The organism is Nocardioides luti (assembly GCF_014212315.1).
In the GTDB taxonomy this organism is placed as follows: domain Bacteria; phylum Actinomycetota; class Actinomycetes; order Propionibacteriales; family Nocardioidaceae; genus Nocardioides; species Nocardioides luti.
In genome coordinates, this window is the sequence record NZ_JACKXE010000001.1 from 2,200,462 (window position 1) to 2,215,414 (window position 14,953).

8 protein-coding genes are annotated in these 14,953 nt (G+C 75.3%); 4 read left to right on the top strand and 4 right to left on the bottom strand.

From position 1 onward, the window contains the following. Positions 1–4: 4 nt before the first annotated feature. The 3 genes from H5V45_RS10490 (at position 5) to H5V45_RS10500 (ending at position 3,410) form a co-directional block, all read left to right on the top strand. The gene (locus H5V45_RS10490) at positions 5–436 is read left to right on the top strand and encodes a hypothetical protein (RefSeq protein WP_185252878.1); all 432 of its coding nucleotides are present in this window, start codon (positions 5–7) and stop codon (positions 434–436) included. Between the two features lie 90 nt (positions 437–526). Then, positions 527–2,032, top strand: coding sequence for an alpha/beta hydrolase family protein (locus tag H5V45_RS10495; RefSeq protein WP_185252879.1), 1,506 nt, complete (start codon positions 527–529; stop codon positions 2,030–2,032). Between the two features lie 67 nt (positions 2,033–2,099). After that, on the top strand, positions 2,100–3,410 hold the full coding sequence (locus tag H5V45_RS10500; RefSeq protein WP_343061503.1) for an MFS transporter: 1,311 nt from the start codon (positions 2,100–2,102) through the stop codon (positions 3,408–3,410). A 187-nt stretch (positions 3,411–3,597) separates the two neighbouring features. On the opposite strand, the gene H5V45_RS10505 is transcribed toward H5V45_RS10500, so the two are convergent. The 4 genes from H5V45_RS10505 to recC all read right to left on the bottom strand — a co-directional run bounded on the left by H5V45_RS10505 (position 3,598) and on the right by recC (position 12,853). Beyond that, positions 3,598–4,212, bottom strand: coding sequence for an ACT domain-containing protein (locus tag H5V45_RS10505; protein WP_185252880.1), 615 nt, complete (start codon positions 4,210–4,212; stop codon positions 3,598–3,600). An 85-nt stretch (positions 4,213–4,297) separates the two neighbouring features. After that, the gene (recD, locus tag H5V45_RS10510) at positions 4,298–6,049 is read right to left on the bottom strand and encodes an exodeoxyribonuclease V subunit alpha (protein WP_185252881.1); all 1,752 of its coding nucleotides are present in this window, start codon (positions 6,047–6,049) and stop codon (positions 4,298–4,300) included. After that, complete coding sequence (locus H5V45_RS10515; protein WP_343061504.1) at positions 6,046–9,417, bottom strand: UvrD-helicase domain-containing protein; 3,372 nt, start codon at positions 9,415–9,417, stop codon at positions 6,046–6,048. Before H5V45_RS10515 ends, recD begins: the two co-directional genes overlap by 4 nt. 82 nt (positions 9,418–9,499) lie before the next feature. Beyond that, complete coding sequence (gene recC / locus H5V45_RS10520; protein WP_185252882.1) at positions 9,500–12,853, bottom strand: exodeoxyribonuclease V subunit gamma; 3,354 nt, start codon at positions 12,851–12,853, stop codon at positions 9,500–9,502. 275 nt (positions 12,854–13,128) lie between these two features. On the opposite strand from recC, the gene H5V45_RS10525 reads away from it, so the two are divergent. Next, the gene (locus H5V45_RS10525) at positions 13,129–14,946 is read left to right on the top strand and encodes an ATP-binding protein (protein ID WP_185252883.1); all 1,818 of its coding nucleotides are present in this window, start codon (positions 13,129–13,131) and stop codon (positions 14,944–14,946) included. The last annotated feature ends 7 nt before the right edge of the window (positions 14,947–14,953 follow it).

The following is a 14,953-nucleotide window of genomic DNA, read 5'->3' on the forward strand; positions in this document are numbered from 1 at the left end:
GGGCATGATCACTCCCCGCCGTCAGCTGTCCACGCTCGCCCTCGCGACCGCCGCCCTCGCCGTCACCTTCTCCAGCGTCGCCGCCCCGGCGGACGCCGCCGGCCGTCACTTCGGTGACGTCGCGACGTACTACAAGGCGACGATCCAGTCGTGCAAGACCTCGATCGAGGACGGCACCAAGTGGCGCATCTTCATGCGCCTCGACAACACGGCCAACCGCCCGGCCCTCAAGCGCTCGGGCTCGGTCATCGTGGTCAAGAACGGTGAGACCACCGACCGTCGCATCGACACGCCGTACATCCCGGGCCGCAAGGTCTCGAAGGTGAAGTCGATCGACGTGAAGAAGGGCGACGCCTGGTCGCTCGCCATGGGCGTCGGGGCGGGCCAGATGGGTGATGGCGGCCCCGTCGACTTCAGCGACCTGCGCCACTGCTGAGACACGACCGGCCCGCATGACCGGAGCCGGGCTGCGACGCCGGCTCCGGTCATCGGCGAGACCTCACGCGAGCTCGCTCGTTGGTCCTGCATGCGACGACCGTCACTGCTCCCGTCCGTGCTGACCTCCGGCCTGCTCGCCGCCCTCGTCCTGGCGGGCGGACCGGCCTCGGCCGGGCCCGACCCGTCGAGCCCGGAGTACACCGCTCGCGACACGCAGAACATCGCCGACGCCTACGGGCGCGTGACCGAGGGTCAGCTGCAGAACCCGGCGTACCTCCCGGCGCTGGTGCAGGCGTCGACGCAGCGCCACGTCGACCAGCTGCTCGCACAGGCGGCCGCGCCGAACCGGCCGGCGATCACGCCGGGCAACCTCTTCCCGGGGTGGAACGTCGGCAACCCGCTGCGGGCCGGCTGGGACGGCACCCGCGGACTGTCGCGGAAGGTCGCCTTCACGAACAGGTACGGCGCGCTCCTGCGCGGGCACGTCTACCGCCCGAAGCCCGGCGCCCGCGATCCCTACACCGGCCGGAAGCTGACCGGGCCGTTCCCCGGCGTGGTGCTGACCGAGGGCTCGGTGCAGGGCTCGGAGGGCATGTACGAGTGGCTCGCGCAGGACCTCGCCGAGCGCGGGTACGTCGTGCTGACCTACGACGTCCAGGGCCAGGGGACCAGCGAGACGCTGCCCCACCAGGACGGGCCGGTCGACACGAACGCGCTGCCGTTCTGCAACCCCTTCGCCGCCCCCGAGGACGGCGAGTCGTCCGGCTGCCCCGGCGTGCCCTCGCAGCAGCTGTCCAACTTCGTGGTCGGCACCCGCAACGCCCTGTCGTTCTTCACCTCGACCCCGGACCAGCACTACCGCAACCCCGGTGCGGGCGACACGGCCGTGTCGGCGTACAACCCGTTCTGGCGGCAGTTCGACCGCTCCCCCGACCCGCACCCCGCGACGCCGGGCCGCACCAGCCGGATCGCGATCATCGGCCACTCGATGGGCGCGGCGGCGGTGTCGAAGGTGCAGGGCACCGACGACCGCGTCGCCGCCGTCGTGGCGCTCGACAAGCTCACCGGCCCGGGCTCGGACGGCCCGCTCGACGGGTCCGGCAACACGCCGGTCGTGCCGGCCCTCGCGGTGCAGTCGGAGTACGGCTTCACCGTGTCGCCGTGGTACCTCAGCGGCGGCTCCTCGCTCAACCCCACCCCCTCGCCGGAGGGTCCGGACCCGATGCGCGAGCGCCGGACCGGGTACGACGCGTGGCGCGCCGCCGGCGTCGACTCGATGCTCGTGGTGCCGCGGGCCTCGACCCACCTGGAGTACACCGACATCCCGCTCGTGCTGCCCGCCAGCCGCTACGGCCAGGACCTCACCAGCGTCTACGTCCAGCGCTGGCTGGACCGCTACCTCAAGCACCGCGACAACACCGACAGCCTGCTGGGGCGCTCGTTCCGCTACCTCGAGCCGACCGGCGACGGCCAGTGGTCGCCGGTGCGGCTGCACCGCGACCGGCTGCTGAGCTTCTACTACTGCTCCGCCTACGGGCTCGCGACCGACGGCGGCACCCGCGCGAGCGGGGACGTCACCGACGTCGGCTGCTGACCAGACCGCCCGCACGATCGGGGGTGAAGTCCCCCGCCGCACGCCGCGGCGGCGGCAGGATGACCGCGTGACCGTCCCGCCGGCTGCCGGCGTACGCCGCTCGGCGCTGGCCGAGCCCCTCGTCGATCCCTCGACACGGTGGGTGGCGGCGCTGACGCTGGCCAGCATCGGGCTGTGGGCCGGCTTCTTCGGGCCGATCCAGGTGCTGCTCGCGCAGCAGGCCGAGGCGATCTCCGCGACCGACAAGAAGGAGATCCTCTCGGTCGTGCTGGGCCTCGGTGCCCTCACCTCGGTTGTCTGCAACCCGCTCTTCGGCGCCTTCTCGGACCGCACCACGCTGGTCCGCGGCCGCCGCCTGCCGTGGATCGCCGGCGGCGCGCTCGGCGGCGCACTCTCGCTGCTGGTGCTCGCCTCGGCGGACGGCGTGGTCGTGATGGCGATCGGCTGGTGCGGCGTGCAGGCGACCCTCAACGCGATGCTCGCCGCGGTCACCGCCACCATCCCCGACCAGGTGCCCGTCGGATCGCGCGGCCGGGTCGGCGGCATCCTCGCGATCGCCCAGACCCTCGGCGTGGTCGGCGGCACCGGCATCGCGTCGGCCAGCGGCAGCATCGCGCTCGGGTACGCCGTCACGGCGCTCGTCCTGGTGCTGAGCGCCGTGCCGTACTGCCTCGGGTCGCAGGACGTGCCGCTTGCCGCCGACGAGCGGCCGGGGCCCTTCGCGTGGGGTCCGTTCGTCCGGTCGTTCTGGGTCTCGCCCTCGGCGTACCCCGACTTCGCCTGGGCCTGGCTGACCCGCTTCCTGGTCAACCTCGGCAACGCGCTCGGTCTGCTCTACCTCCTGTACTACCTGCAGGACGTGGTCGGGGTGTCGAAGGACGACGCGCCCGGCCGGGTGTTCGTGCTGACCGCGATCTACGCCGCCACGCTGGTGCTGACCACCGTCGTCTTCGGGATCTGGAGCGACCGCACCGGCCGGCGCAAGGTGTTCGTGATCTGGTCCGGCGTGGTCGCTGCCCTGGCCGCGCTGCTGCTCGCGGTCGGGCAGACCTGGGCGACCGCCGTGGTCGCGGCCGCGGTGATGGGGTGCGGGTTCGGGATCTACACCTCCGTCGACTTCGCGCTCATCACCCAGGTGCTGCCCGGGGCCGTCGACCGCGCCAAGGACCTCGGCGTCATCAACATCGCCAACGCGCTGCCCCAGGTGGTCGCCTCCTTCGTCGCGACCCTCGTCCTGCAGGCCGTCGAGGCGGCCGGCGGCTCCGTCGAGACGGGAGGCGACGGGTTCTCGACCGGCTACTGCCTGCTCTACCTGACCGCCTTCGCCGTCGCCCTGCTCGGCTCGGTCTTCGTCACCCGGATCCGGTCGGTGCCCTGACCCTCCTGCCGAGTCGGCGCATCTGCAGACGCCGAGGGGGTCGAGTCGGCGCTACTGCAGGGAAAAGTTGCTGGTCGGCGCACTGACGGGCAGAAGTTTCTGCAGATGCGCCGACTCGGCGATGCTCCGGCCTGCAGATGCGCCGACTCGGCGATGCTCCGGCCTGCAGATGCGCCGACTCGGCGGGTCAGCCGGCGCGCGAGATCGACATGGCGAGCGCGGCCAGGTGGCCGAGGCGGGCCAGCTCGCTGTCGAGGAACTCCGGACCGCCGCGGCGGCCGATCACGACGGTCTCGTGCTTGTTGAGGCGGGCGCCGCAGTGGACGTTGTCGTCGCCGGTCTCGAGGCGGGCGGCCTTGCCGCCGCCGAGGCGGGGGAAGGCGAGCTCCTCGGGGGCCGCGTCGGTGGCGTGCACGACGCCGCCGGTGTCGTGGACGCGGGCCGCCCAGTCGGCGCGGAAGGTGATCGGCAGCAGGTCGACGAGGCGGTCGAGCGCGCCCTCGGGGTCGGCCGTCAGCTCCTCGACGGCCTCGAGGTCGAGGAAGAGGTTGCCGCCGGCGGCGTACCTGCTGATCCAGACGACCCGGACGCCGTCGAGCGCGTTGCAGGCGGACACGATCGAGTCGGGCATGGTGCCGGGCGCGACCTCGAGCAGGACGTCGTCGACCGCGACGTGGTCGTCGTGACGCTTCTCGACGATCTCGATCGCCTCGATGTCGCCGCCGGACTCACCGATCGCGCTCGCGACGCGGCCCAGCGAACCGGGTACGTCGGGCAGCTCGACGCGCAGCAGGAAGGGCATGGGTGACTCCAGTCGTCTCGTCCTCGACCCTAACGGCCGCGCGTTGCGGCGACGTTTCCGTGGTCAGGGTGTGGTCAGCGCCCGGTCAGCGCACGGCGAGCCGCTGCCGCAGCCCGGTCGCCCGCTGGGCCCGGGTGCCGACGGCGGCGCGCACGGCGGCCTCGGTGCCGACCACCCGGACGTGGTGCTGGGCGCGGGTCACCGCGGTGTAGAACAGCTCGCGGGTCAACAGCCGGGACCCGGCGTCGGGCAGCAGCACCGTCACCCGGGAGGCCTGGCTGCCCTGGGCCTTGTGGATCGTCATCGCGTGCATGGTGTCGACGGCGTCGAGTCGGCCGGGGGCGAACTCGTGCAGCCCGCCGGAGCCGGAGATCACCGCGCGCAGCCCCTTGGTGGCGCTCAGCACCGCGGCCCCGGTCTCGCCGTTGTAGATCTCGAGCGCGTAGTCGTTGCTGGTGACCAGGACGGGACGGCCGACGTACCACTCGGACCAGATCTCCTGGCCGGTCTCCTCGGCGAGCCAGTGCTCGACCTGGCGGTTCCAGTGGCGTACGCCGTGGGGTCCCTCGCGATGGGCGCAGAGCAGCCGGTGGTCGTCGAGCGCGGCGACGACGCCGGCGCGGTCGTCGACCTCGGCCGCGGCGCGGATCGCCAGCGCGCTCGCCAGGCAGTCCGCGCGCAGGACGCCGGCCGGCTCGTCGGTCTCGACGTACTCGACCTCGGCCGACGGCGTCCGCAGGGCGGCCAGCACCTCGTCGGCGTCCCCGTCCCGCAGCGCCTCGGCGAGCGCCTTGATGTCCTCGGTGGAGCGGAAGTTCTCGGTGAGCGACACGACCGGCGACGCGGGGTCGCCGTCGTAGCCGGCCACGAGGTCGGACAGCACCGCGCCGGCGCCGACCGAGGTGAGCTGGCGCGGGTCGCCGACCAGCACCAGGCGGGCCTGCGGCCGGACGGCCTCGAGCAGGCGGGCCATCATCGTCAGCTCGACCATGGAGGACTCGTCGACGACGACGAGGTCGTACTTCAGGCGGTTGCCGCGGTCGTGCCGGAAGCGGGTGGTGTTGTCGGCGCGCCAGCCGAGCAGCCGGTGCAGGGTCATCGCCTCGACCCGCCCGACACGGTCGCGGTCCTCGGGGGCGAGCACGGCGAGCTCCTGCTCGACCGCCTCCTGCAGCCGCGCCGCGGCCTTGCCGGTGGGCGCGGTCAGCGCGACCGACAGCCGTTCCCCGCGGGCGGCCGCCTGGTCGGCGAGCAGCGCCAGCAGCCGGGCCACCGTCGTGGTCTTGCCGGTGCCGGGGCCGCCGGTCAGCACGGTCGTCCACTGGCGCACGGCGCGGACCGCCGCCGCGCGCTGCTCGTCGCTGAGCCGACCGGCGCGGATCCGCTCGACGGCGGCGGCCAGCGCGGCCTCGTCGACCTCCGGCGCCGGCTGGGCGGTCCGGGCCCGCAGGTCGTCGCAGACCTGGGTCTCGAGCCGGTGGTAGCGGTCGAGGTAGAGCAGGCCGTCCTCGAGGCGCAGCGCACCGGCCGCGACCAGCGGCGAGGCGGCGAGCGCGGCGCGCCAGGCCGCGGGCTCCGGCCACGCCAGCTCGGGCGCCAGCTCGGCGACGGTGTCCAGGTCGAGGCAGACCGAGCCGTGCCGGACGGCGCGCACCGCCAGGGCCACCCAGAGCAGGACCGACGCGTCGGGCTCGCCACCGAGGTCGCCGACGCGCTGCGCGACGTGCACGTCGGAGGCGGCCAGCACCCCCGCGGCGTTGAAGGCGGCCGGCAGCCCGGAGACGCCCGCGACCAGCCGCCAGTCGTGGTCGCCGACGGGCTCGAAGAGCTCGGTCACCGGGCACCTCCCGTGCTGGTCGTGCCGCTGGCGCGGGCGCCGCTGGTCGACCCGTCGAGGAGGTCGGAGAGCGCCTCCACGAGGGCGACCGGCGGGCGCCACGCGAAGATGCCGCACGGCTCGCCGTCGACGAGCGGGGTGTCGGGTCCGCACATGCCGCGGAGGTAGAGGTACAGCACGCCGCCCAGGTGGACCGCCGGGTCGTAGCCCGGCTGCCGCCAGCGCAGGAAGCGGTGCAGCACCGCGGCGTACAGCAGCGCCTGCAGGGGGTAGTCGGAGTGCCCCATCGCGCCGGCGAGCGCCTCGGGGCGGTAGGCGTGGGCGGTCAGCGGCTCGTCGTGCCCGCCCAGCCAGTTGGTCTTGTAGTCGACGACGACGTAGCGCGGCCCGGCGTCGGTCGCCAGCCGGAGCACGACGTCGACCGAGCCGGTGAGGTAGCCGCGCAGCGACTGGCCGCCGAGGGTCGGTCGGTCGAGGGCGTCGGCGTACGCCCGCACGGGGTCGCCCTCGGGCAGGTGCCGGCGCAGCAGGGGTGCGAGGTCGCCGAGGCGAGCCCCGTCGTGCACCCGGTCGCCGCCGGCCAGCGGCAGCTCGAACTCCATCTCGCGCAGGCGGTCGCGCAGCGGGACCTGGCGCAGGGTCGTGGGCGCCAGGCTGCCGAGCGGGGAGTCGCAGACGGCCACCAGCGCGTCGGCCAGCGCCTCGCGGTCCACGGCGACCGGCCAGCGCACCAGCTGCTCGTCGACGTGGCCGAGCAGCTCGGCCCGGAGGTCGGGCGCCTCGGGGTCGGCGTGCTCGAGCACCGCGTGGACGAGCGAGCCGAAGGTCGCGCCCACGGGCAGGTCGGCCATGGGCGAGAGCACCGAGCGCTCGGCGGGGGCCCCGTCGGGCTGCGCGGTGACGTCCTCGTCGTCGCGCGCCACGACCTCGGGCTCGCTGGTGACGCCGCCCTGGGCCGCGGTCGCGAAGGGGGCGACCGGCTCGACGTGGGTGAGCGAGGAGTAGGAGGTACGACGCCAGGCGACGTCGACGTCGCGGGTGAAGCTCCGCACCGCGAGCGAGGGGTCACCGGCCCGCGGCGGGTCGGCGCCGGGCTCGACCGGAACGGCCGGCTCGGGGGTGGGACCGCCGGCGGCACGCCAGCGCTCGAAGAAGTCGGCCGCCTCGGGGTCGCTGCGGTTGGGGAACTCGGCGGGCACCGTGGGCAGCCGCGGGCGCCGGCCCTGCACCATCCGCTGCAGGGGCGAGGCCGGGGTGTTGCGGGTCGGCGCCCACCAGCAGACGACCTGCGACTGGGCGCGGGTGATGGCGACGTACAGCAGCCGCAGCCACTCGCCGGCCTCCTCGTCGGCCCAGCGCCGGACCTGCTCCTGCCAGCCGGAGCCCCCCGGGCCGCCGACGCCGAGGCAGCGGGCGCCGTCGGCGTCGTGGAACAGCGGGATCGACGGCTTGGGGACGTTGCGGTCGGCGAGGGCGGGGAGGTAGACGATGGGGTACTCGAGGCCCTTGCTGGCGTGGATCGTCACCAGCTGGACCGCGGCCGCGTCGGAGTCCAGGCGACGGGTCCGCTCGGCGCCGCGGCCGTCGGCGGCGGCCGCGATCTGCGCGCGCAGCCAGGCGAGCACGGCGACCGGCCCGAGGTGCTCGGTGAGCGCCACCTCGTGCAGCGCCTCGCCGATGTGACGGAGGTCGGTGAGCCGGCGCTCGCCGTCGACACGGGCCAGGACCCGGGCGGGCAGCCCGGCGGCCGTGGCCGCCTCGAGCACCGCGGCCACGCCGCGCAGCGCGAACACCTCGCCCCAGGTCCGCATGGTCTCGGCGACCTCGTCGGTCAGGTCGTCGCCGCGCTCGTCGAGCTCGCGGGCGGTGTGGCCCAGGAAGCAGGTCAGGGCCGCCGTCCGCACCCGCGGGCTGCGGTGCGGCTGCTCGAGCGCTTCGAGGAGCTCGAGCCACTCGGTGGCCGCGGGGGTGGCGAAGACGCTGCCCCCACCCGCGATGACGGCCGGCACCCCGACGGCGCGCAGGGCGTCCTGCGCGGCGGCGAGGTCGACGTGGCGGTAGCAGATCACCGCCACGTCCCGCGGGAGCAGCGGCCGGCCCTCGAAGGTCGCGCCGGAGGCCAGCAGCGCCCGGATGTCGAGCGCGAGGTCGCGGGCGATGTGCGGGCGGGTCTGGCTCACCAGCAGGGGCTGGTCGCCGCGCTTGCCGAACAGCTCGCGGCTGACCACCCGCAGGCGGAACGGCGCCGGGTGCGGCACGCTCTGCAGGCGGGTGCCGGGGTGGTGGGCTTCGACGTCGTGCACGACGATCCGCGGGTCACCGAGCTCGGCGCCGGCCAGCACGGTCTGGAACGCGTCGAGCAGGTCGCCGTCGCTGCGCCAGTTCACCGGCAGGGTCTGGCGGGTGGTGGCGGTCTCGGCGGCCTGGAGGTACGTCGTGACGTCGCCGCCCCGGAAGGCGTAGATCGCCTGCTTCGGGTCGCCGATCAGCACCATCGTCGCGTGCCCGGAGAACGCCCGGTCGAGCACCTGCCACTGCACCGGGTCCGTGTCCTGGAACTCGTCGACGAGCACGATCCGCCAGCGCTGGCGCATCCGGACCCGCGCCGGGGCGTCGTCGTGCTCGAGGGCGTCGGCGAGCTGGCCGAGCAGGTCGTCGTACGACAGCACGCCGAGGCGGCGCTTGCGGTGCTCCATCTCCGCCCGGACCGCGCGGGCGAAGGCCACCCGAACGCCTGCCGGCGTGCCCGGGTCGTCGGTCGCGGGCTCCAGCCGGGCCTGCGGGTCGCCCGCGGCCTTGCGGGCCAGGGTGAGGGCCTCGGCGTACGAGAAGGTCGGGTCGGTGTCGGCGAAGGCGAACTTGCGGACGTACAGGTCGTCGACCACCTCGCCGAGGAGCTCGTCGAGGTCCTCGACCAGGCGGGCGCGGGCGTCGGTGTCGCCGGCGACGCCGAGCGAGCCGAGCACCATCGAGCAGAACTGGTGGGTGGTCGCGATGGTCGCCGCGTCGAAGCTCGCCAGCGCCTCCGTGGTGCGGCGGTGCCGCCGGGCCCGCTCGGCCGGGTCGCAGGCGCGCAGCAGGTCCAGCAGGTCGGACGGCTCGGCCGGCAGCACCTCGTCGACCGCGAGGGCCCGCTCGGCCTCGACGAGCTGCGCGCGCACCCGCTCGCGGAGCTCCTGGCTGGCGGCGCGGCCGAACGTGACCACGAGCATCTGCTCCAGCGTGCACACGCCCTCGGCGACGTAGCGCGTCACGAGCGCGCCGATGGTCCAGGTCTTGCCGGTGCCGGCGCTCGCCTCGAGCAGCGTGGTGCCGCTCGGCAGCGGGTCCCGGATGTCGAACGGGTGCGTGGCCACGGGAGCGCTCACAGCTCCTCCTGGTGAGCTCGCAGTTCGGCCGCAGACTCGCGGTCGGCGGCAGGGTCCGGGCCACAGCGGCCTCGCGCTTCGCTCACAGGCTGGCCACCCGCTCCCCACCCGTCAGGAGCGGCTCCCAGACCTGCCAGGCGTACGTCGCCAGGCCGGCGTCCAGGAGCGTCGCCACCGGCGCGTGCTCACCCCACACGCGGACGTGCCAGGCGTCGGCGTCCTCGCCGGTGATGCCGTAGGAGTTGTTCGGGTCGGTGACCCAGGCGCGCTCGGCCGCCACGGCCGGCGGGCGGTCGTTGCCCATCAGCTCGAGCACGTGGGCCTCGGCCCAGGCGAGGCCGGTCTTGAGCGGGACGGGCAACGGCTGGCGCATCCCCAGGTCGCGCAGCTCGACCAGGCCGCGCAGGATCTCGACGGCCCGGTGGTCCAGCGGCCCGGCCAGGGCGCGCTTGGGGCCGGCCCGGTCGCGCCCGACCGCGTGGGCGGTCCAGGCCTCGTCGGGGTGGCCGGCGGCGAGCGCGAGCAGGTCCAGCCACGAGGTCAGCCGCTGGCGGGCGGCGAGCCGGGAGTAGCCGAGGCTGACGACCTTGGTGCCGTGCACGCCGGCGACGGTGCCGGTCAGCCGGCGACCTCCCCCGAGGTCGATGTCGACGTCGAGGCTGCGCGGGGTGCCCGCGCGCAGGTCGGCGGCGCGGGTGAGGAGCTTCTGCGCCTCGGTCGTCACGGTGGTGAGCGACCGCATCCCCAGGCCCCCGGGCGGCAGGGTGCCGCGCAGCTGCTCGGCGGTCATCACCGCCGCCGGGTCCTGGCCGGCGAGCACCTCGTGCAGCAGCCGGTCGCCGACCTCCCAGAGCTCCAGCGCGTCCAGGTCGATCGGGATCGCGTCGCCGACCTCCTCGGCCGCGAGCGGGTTGGCCAGGTCGAGGCGGCCCCGGAGGAAGGCGCGCACGGGGTGGGTGAGGAACGCCTTGAGGTCGACCAGCGACACGTCGCCGGCGGGCCGCTCGGCGAGGGCGCCGTCGAGGAACGGCGGCCGGGGCTCCCGGGGGCGCACCGCGGACCGGGCGCCCGCGAGTGCGGCCCGGTCGAAGCTGAAGGGCCGGCTGCCGCCCAGCGCGCCGGGGGTGAGGTTGCGGGCGTCGTACGGCTGGAGCGGGTGGCGGACCAGCACGTGCTCGCGCACGGGGGCGTCGGTGGTGCGGTCGGCGGCGTCGAGGATCTCGCCGAGCGGGACGGCCGGCGGGCGGCCGGCGCCCGAGTGCTCGTTGGCGCCGGTGTACGTCACGACGAGCGTCTCGCCGGCCGCGAGCACCGCGTCGAGGAGGAGCTGGCGGTCCTCGCTGCGCAGGTCCCGTTCGCCGGTGAGGGGGCGGCGGGCCAGGGCGTCGTCGCCGTCGAGCGAGCCCGTGCGGGGGAAGACGCCGTCGTCGAGCCCGACCAGGCAGACCACGCGGTGCGGGACCGAGCGCATCGGCACCATGGTGCAGACCGTGAGGGTGCCGGTGCGGAAGTTCGCGCGCGTGGGCCGACCACCGAGGCGCGAGGTGAGCAGGGCGCGGACGTCGGCGAGGCGGAGGGGGACGCCGGTGCCGCTGCCCGTCCCGGTGCCGGCCCCGTTGCCGGCGGCGTCGACGGCCCGGGCCAGCTCGCGCTCGAACTGCGGGACCTGCCAGGCGTCGTCCAGCGGCACGTCGGTGAGGCCGCGGACGCCCTCGCGCAGGGCGTCCATCCAGTCCTGGACGTCCCGCGCGTCGCCGAGGGCACCGAGGCAGGTGTCGAGCCGGTGGACGAGCTCGGCGAGGCGCCCGGCGAGCTCGATGTCGTTGCTGCCGACGTCGTCCAGGGGCAGCCCGCGGCCGAGGTGGCGGTGGTCGTCGCCGCTCATCACCACGCCGAGGAGGATCCGGTCGAGACCGGAGCGCCAGGTGTTGTGGGCGAAGCCGCTCATCGAGAAGTCCGCCCGCTGCTCGGCGTCGAGGCCCCAGCGGATCCCGGCCTCGCCCACCCAGGTCGCGATCCGGGCCAGGTCGTCGTCGGAGAGCCGGAACCGCTCGCGGACCGGGTCGGTGCCGGCCAGGTCGAGCACCTCGCTCGCCGTGACGCGGCTGCCGGCCAGCTCGACCAGCCGGGTGGCCACGGCGAGCAGCGGGTTGGTGCTGGTGAGGGCGCGGTCGGCCAGTCGGACCCGCAGCCGGTGGGCTGGGTGACCACCCTGCTCGACCACGTCGGCGAGGCCGAAGCCCGCGGAGATCAGCGGCGCGAAGGTCTCGATGTCGGGGCACATCACGAGGATGTCGCGCGGCTCGAGGGTCGGGTCGTCCTCCAGCAGCCCGACCAGCACCTCGCGCAGCACGTCGACCTGGCGGGCGGCGCCGTGGCAGGCGTGCACCTGCAGGGAGCGGTCGGCCGGGTCGTGGGTGCGGGCGGCGCGGGCCTCGCGGTCGGGCGCCGCGTTGGCCCGCAGGTCGGCCTGGAGGCGGGCGAGCAGCGTGGTCGGCGTCGTCGGCGCCGCCGCGTCGTCGGTCGCCGGGTCGGTCGCGACCCCGTCGAGCGTGCGCGCGAGCTCACGGGTGTCCCGGCCGAGGGAGGCCAGCAGCGGGTGGTGGACCCGCTCGACCGAGTCGTCCTCGGCCCGCGGGAGGGGACCACCGACGCCGGCGAGGTCGTCCCAGAGGCGGGGCGAGGGCTGCGGCAGCCACAGGTGGACGTCGCGCGTCTCGCCCAGGGCCCGGAGCAGCTCGACCTCGGTGACCGGCAGCCGGGTGTGGCCGAACAGCGAGAGCCGGGGCGGCAGGTCCAGCCCGGCGCCGCCGTTGCGCAGCCGCTCGACGGTGCTCGCGTGGCGGACGTCGGGGGCCGGCTCGTCGACGTGGTCGAGCAGGCGGCGCCAGAGCTCGGCCTGCCAGCGCAGGTCCTCGTCGAGGGCGTCCCCCGCGCCGTCGGTGTCGCGGCCCTCGCGCCAGTCGGTCACCAGGGTGGGTCGCTGGACGGCGTACGACGCGAACAGGCCGGCCAGCCGGCGCGCCACCGACCAGCGGCGGTTGCGACGCAGCTGCGCCTCCTCGCCCTCGCGGCCGTGACCGAGGTGGGCGGCCAGCGTGGCGCACCAGGGCTCGTCGAGGCTGGCGTCGATCACCTCGAGCAGCGGCCAGACCAGGCGGTCCGGGTCCCACACGTCGTCGCGCTCGCGGTCGAGCAGCAGCGAGACCAGCGAGCGCGGGTTGAGGAACCGCACGCCCGCGCAGACCCCGTCGCCTCCGGACGGCCCGGCTCCGAGGCGGTGCGAGAGGCGCTGGGTCAGCCACCGCTCCACGCCCTTGGCCGGCACCACGACGACCTCCTGGGCGAACGGGTCCTCCAGCGGGCGCGCCAGCAGGTCGCCGAGCTCGTCGGCGAGCTGGTCGGTCCGCGCGGCGCGGTGGAGGTGGAGGGGCACGGCGGCCACCCTAGGAGACCGCGCCGACGGTCCGCCCCGGGCGTCGGGCGCGCCGCGGGACGTCATACGGACGGTGGAGGCGCTTGCTCCCTCCGTATGACGTCCTCGGGCCGCACCGCCGGACGTCATACGGACGGTGCAGGCGCTTGCCCCCTCCGTATGACGTCCCTCAGCACGCCGCGGGAGGCCCCGCCGGGAGCAATCGTCCGAAACGGTCGCGGGCACCGGGGCGGGTGCTCCAGAATCGAAGCGCTGGGGAGCGGACGGGGGCGGACGTGGGGCAGACGCAGGTGGCGGGCTCGCCGGCCCGGGGCGCGGACGCGCACCGCTGGTCCGACTCGTCGGCGCGCGCGGTGCTGCAGCTGATCGTCGAGTCGGTCGCGGAGATGATCGGCTTCGAGGTCGCGGTGCTGTCGGTGGTGCTCGACGGGCAGCTTGTGACGGCGGCGTACGCCGGCCCCGAGGAGTTCCGCGAGTTCCTCATGGAGGACGACCCGGTCGACATCCTCGACCCGGTCCTCGCGCAGGCCGAGTCCTGGGGGCGCTTCTGCTTCCTGCCCGGCGAGGAGTTCGACCGCACCGACCCCGACGGGCACTGGGTCGTGATGTCGCCCGAGCAGGGCGAGCACCCCGACTCGTGGCACCCCAAGGACGTCCTCCTGGGACGGCTCTGCGACGAGGACGGCGCCCTCGTCGGCGTCCTGTCCGTCGACGCCCCGATCTCGGGGCGCCGGCCGGACGCGTCCACCCGGGTCCTGCTGGAGAGGTACGCCGCCCAGACCGAGCGCGCCGTCCTGACCGCCTTCGAGCGCGAGCGGCTGGTCCAGCAGGTCGCCCACGCGGAGGCGGCGCGGCGGCTGATCCGGGCCGCGTCGATGCCGGCGCACGCCTCGCTCGAGACCGTCCTGCAGCTGACCCACGAGCCGCTCGTCACCGGCTTCGGCGCCTCCGGCACCTGGCTCCAGCTGCTCGACGGGACGACGGGCGCCCTCGGGTGCGCCCGCGACCGGCACGGCACCGAGGTCCCAATCGCCGACGAGCTGGTCGACCTGGCCCGCTGCCTGGCCCCGGTCCTGTGGCGCGAGCAGCGCGTGCTGGTCGTGAGCGACCCGGACGACGAGGACCCGACCACGACCCCGGGCGCCGACACCACCAGCGACCCGCTCACCGTGGCCGCCCGTACCCATCTGCGCCCGCTCGGGCTGGCGACCGCGCTGGCCGTCCCGCTCGGCGCGGGTGCCGAGTGCCTGGGCTTCCTGGTGCTGACCCGCCGCGCCCAGGACCCGCCCTGGTCGGACCTCGAGACCTCCTCCGCCCTCGAGATCGGCCACGACCTCGGGACCGCGCTCACGGCCGCGGCCGCCCTGGAGCGGGAGCGGGCACTGGTCCGCGAGCTGCAGCAGCTCGACGACTACCGGACCCACCTGATCGCCACGCTGTCGCACGAGCTGCGGACGCCGCTGTCGGTGATCTCCGGCAACCTCGAGATGCTCGGCGACCTCGACCTGGACCGGCAGGACACCGAGGCCGCCCGCCACCACGCCGCCATGGTGCGCGGCACCGTCCGGATGCAGCGCGTCGTCGACGACCTGCTCCTGCTCGCCCGGGTCGGCGACCCGCAGCACCCGCTCGACGCCTCGCCGGTCGACCTGGCCGCCGTCGCCCGCGGAGCGCTGGCCCTCGTCGAGTCGACCGCCCGGGCCAAGGGGCTGCACCTCGAGTCCCGCCTCGACCCGACGCCGGTCGTCGTCCGCGGCGAGCCCGCCGAGCTCGACCGCCTGGTGACGAACCTCGTCAGCAACGCCGCGAAGTACACCCCCGCCGGCGGGACCGTCACCCTCTCGCTCGCGCGGCGCGGCCCCGACGTGGTCCTCGAGGTGGCCGACACCGGGCTGGGCATCTCGGAGGAGGACCAGGCCGGCCTGTTCCGGGCGTTCTTCCGGACCACCAACCCCGACGCGCTGCGCGAGCCCGGCACCGGCCTGGGGCTCGCGATCGTCGCGACGGTCGCCCAGCGCCACGGCGGCGACATCCGGGTGCGCTCGCGGCTCGGCGAGGGCACGACCTTCACCGTCGTCCTCCCCGGCGCCTGACCGCGCC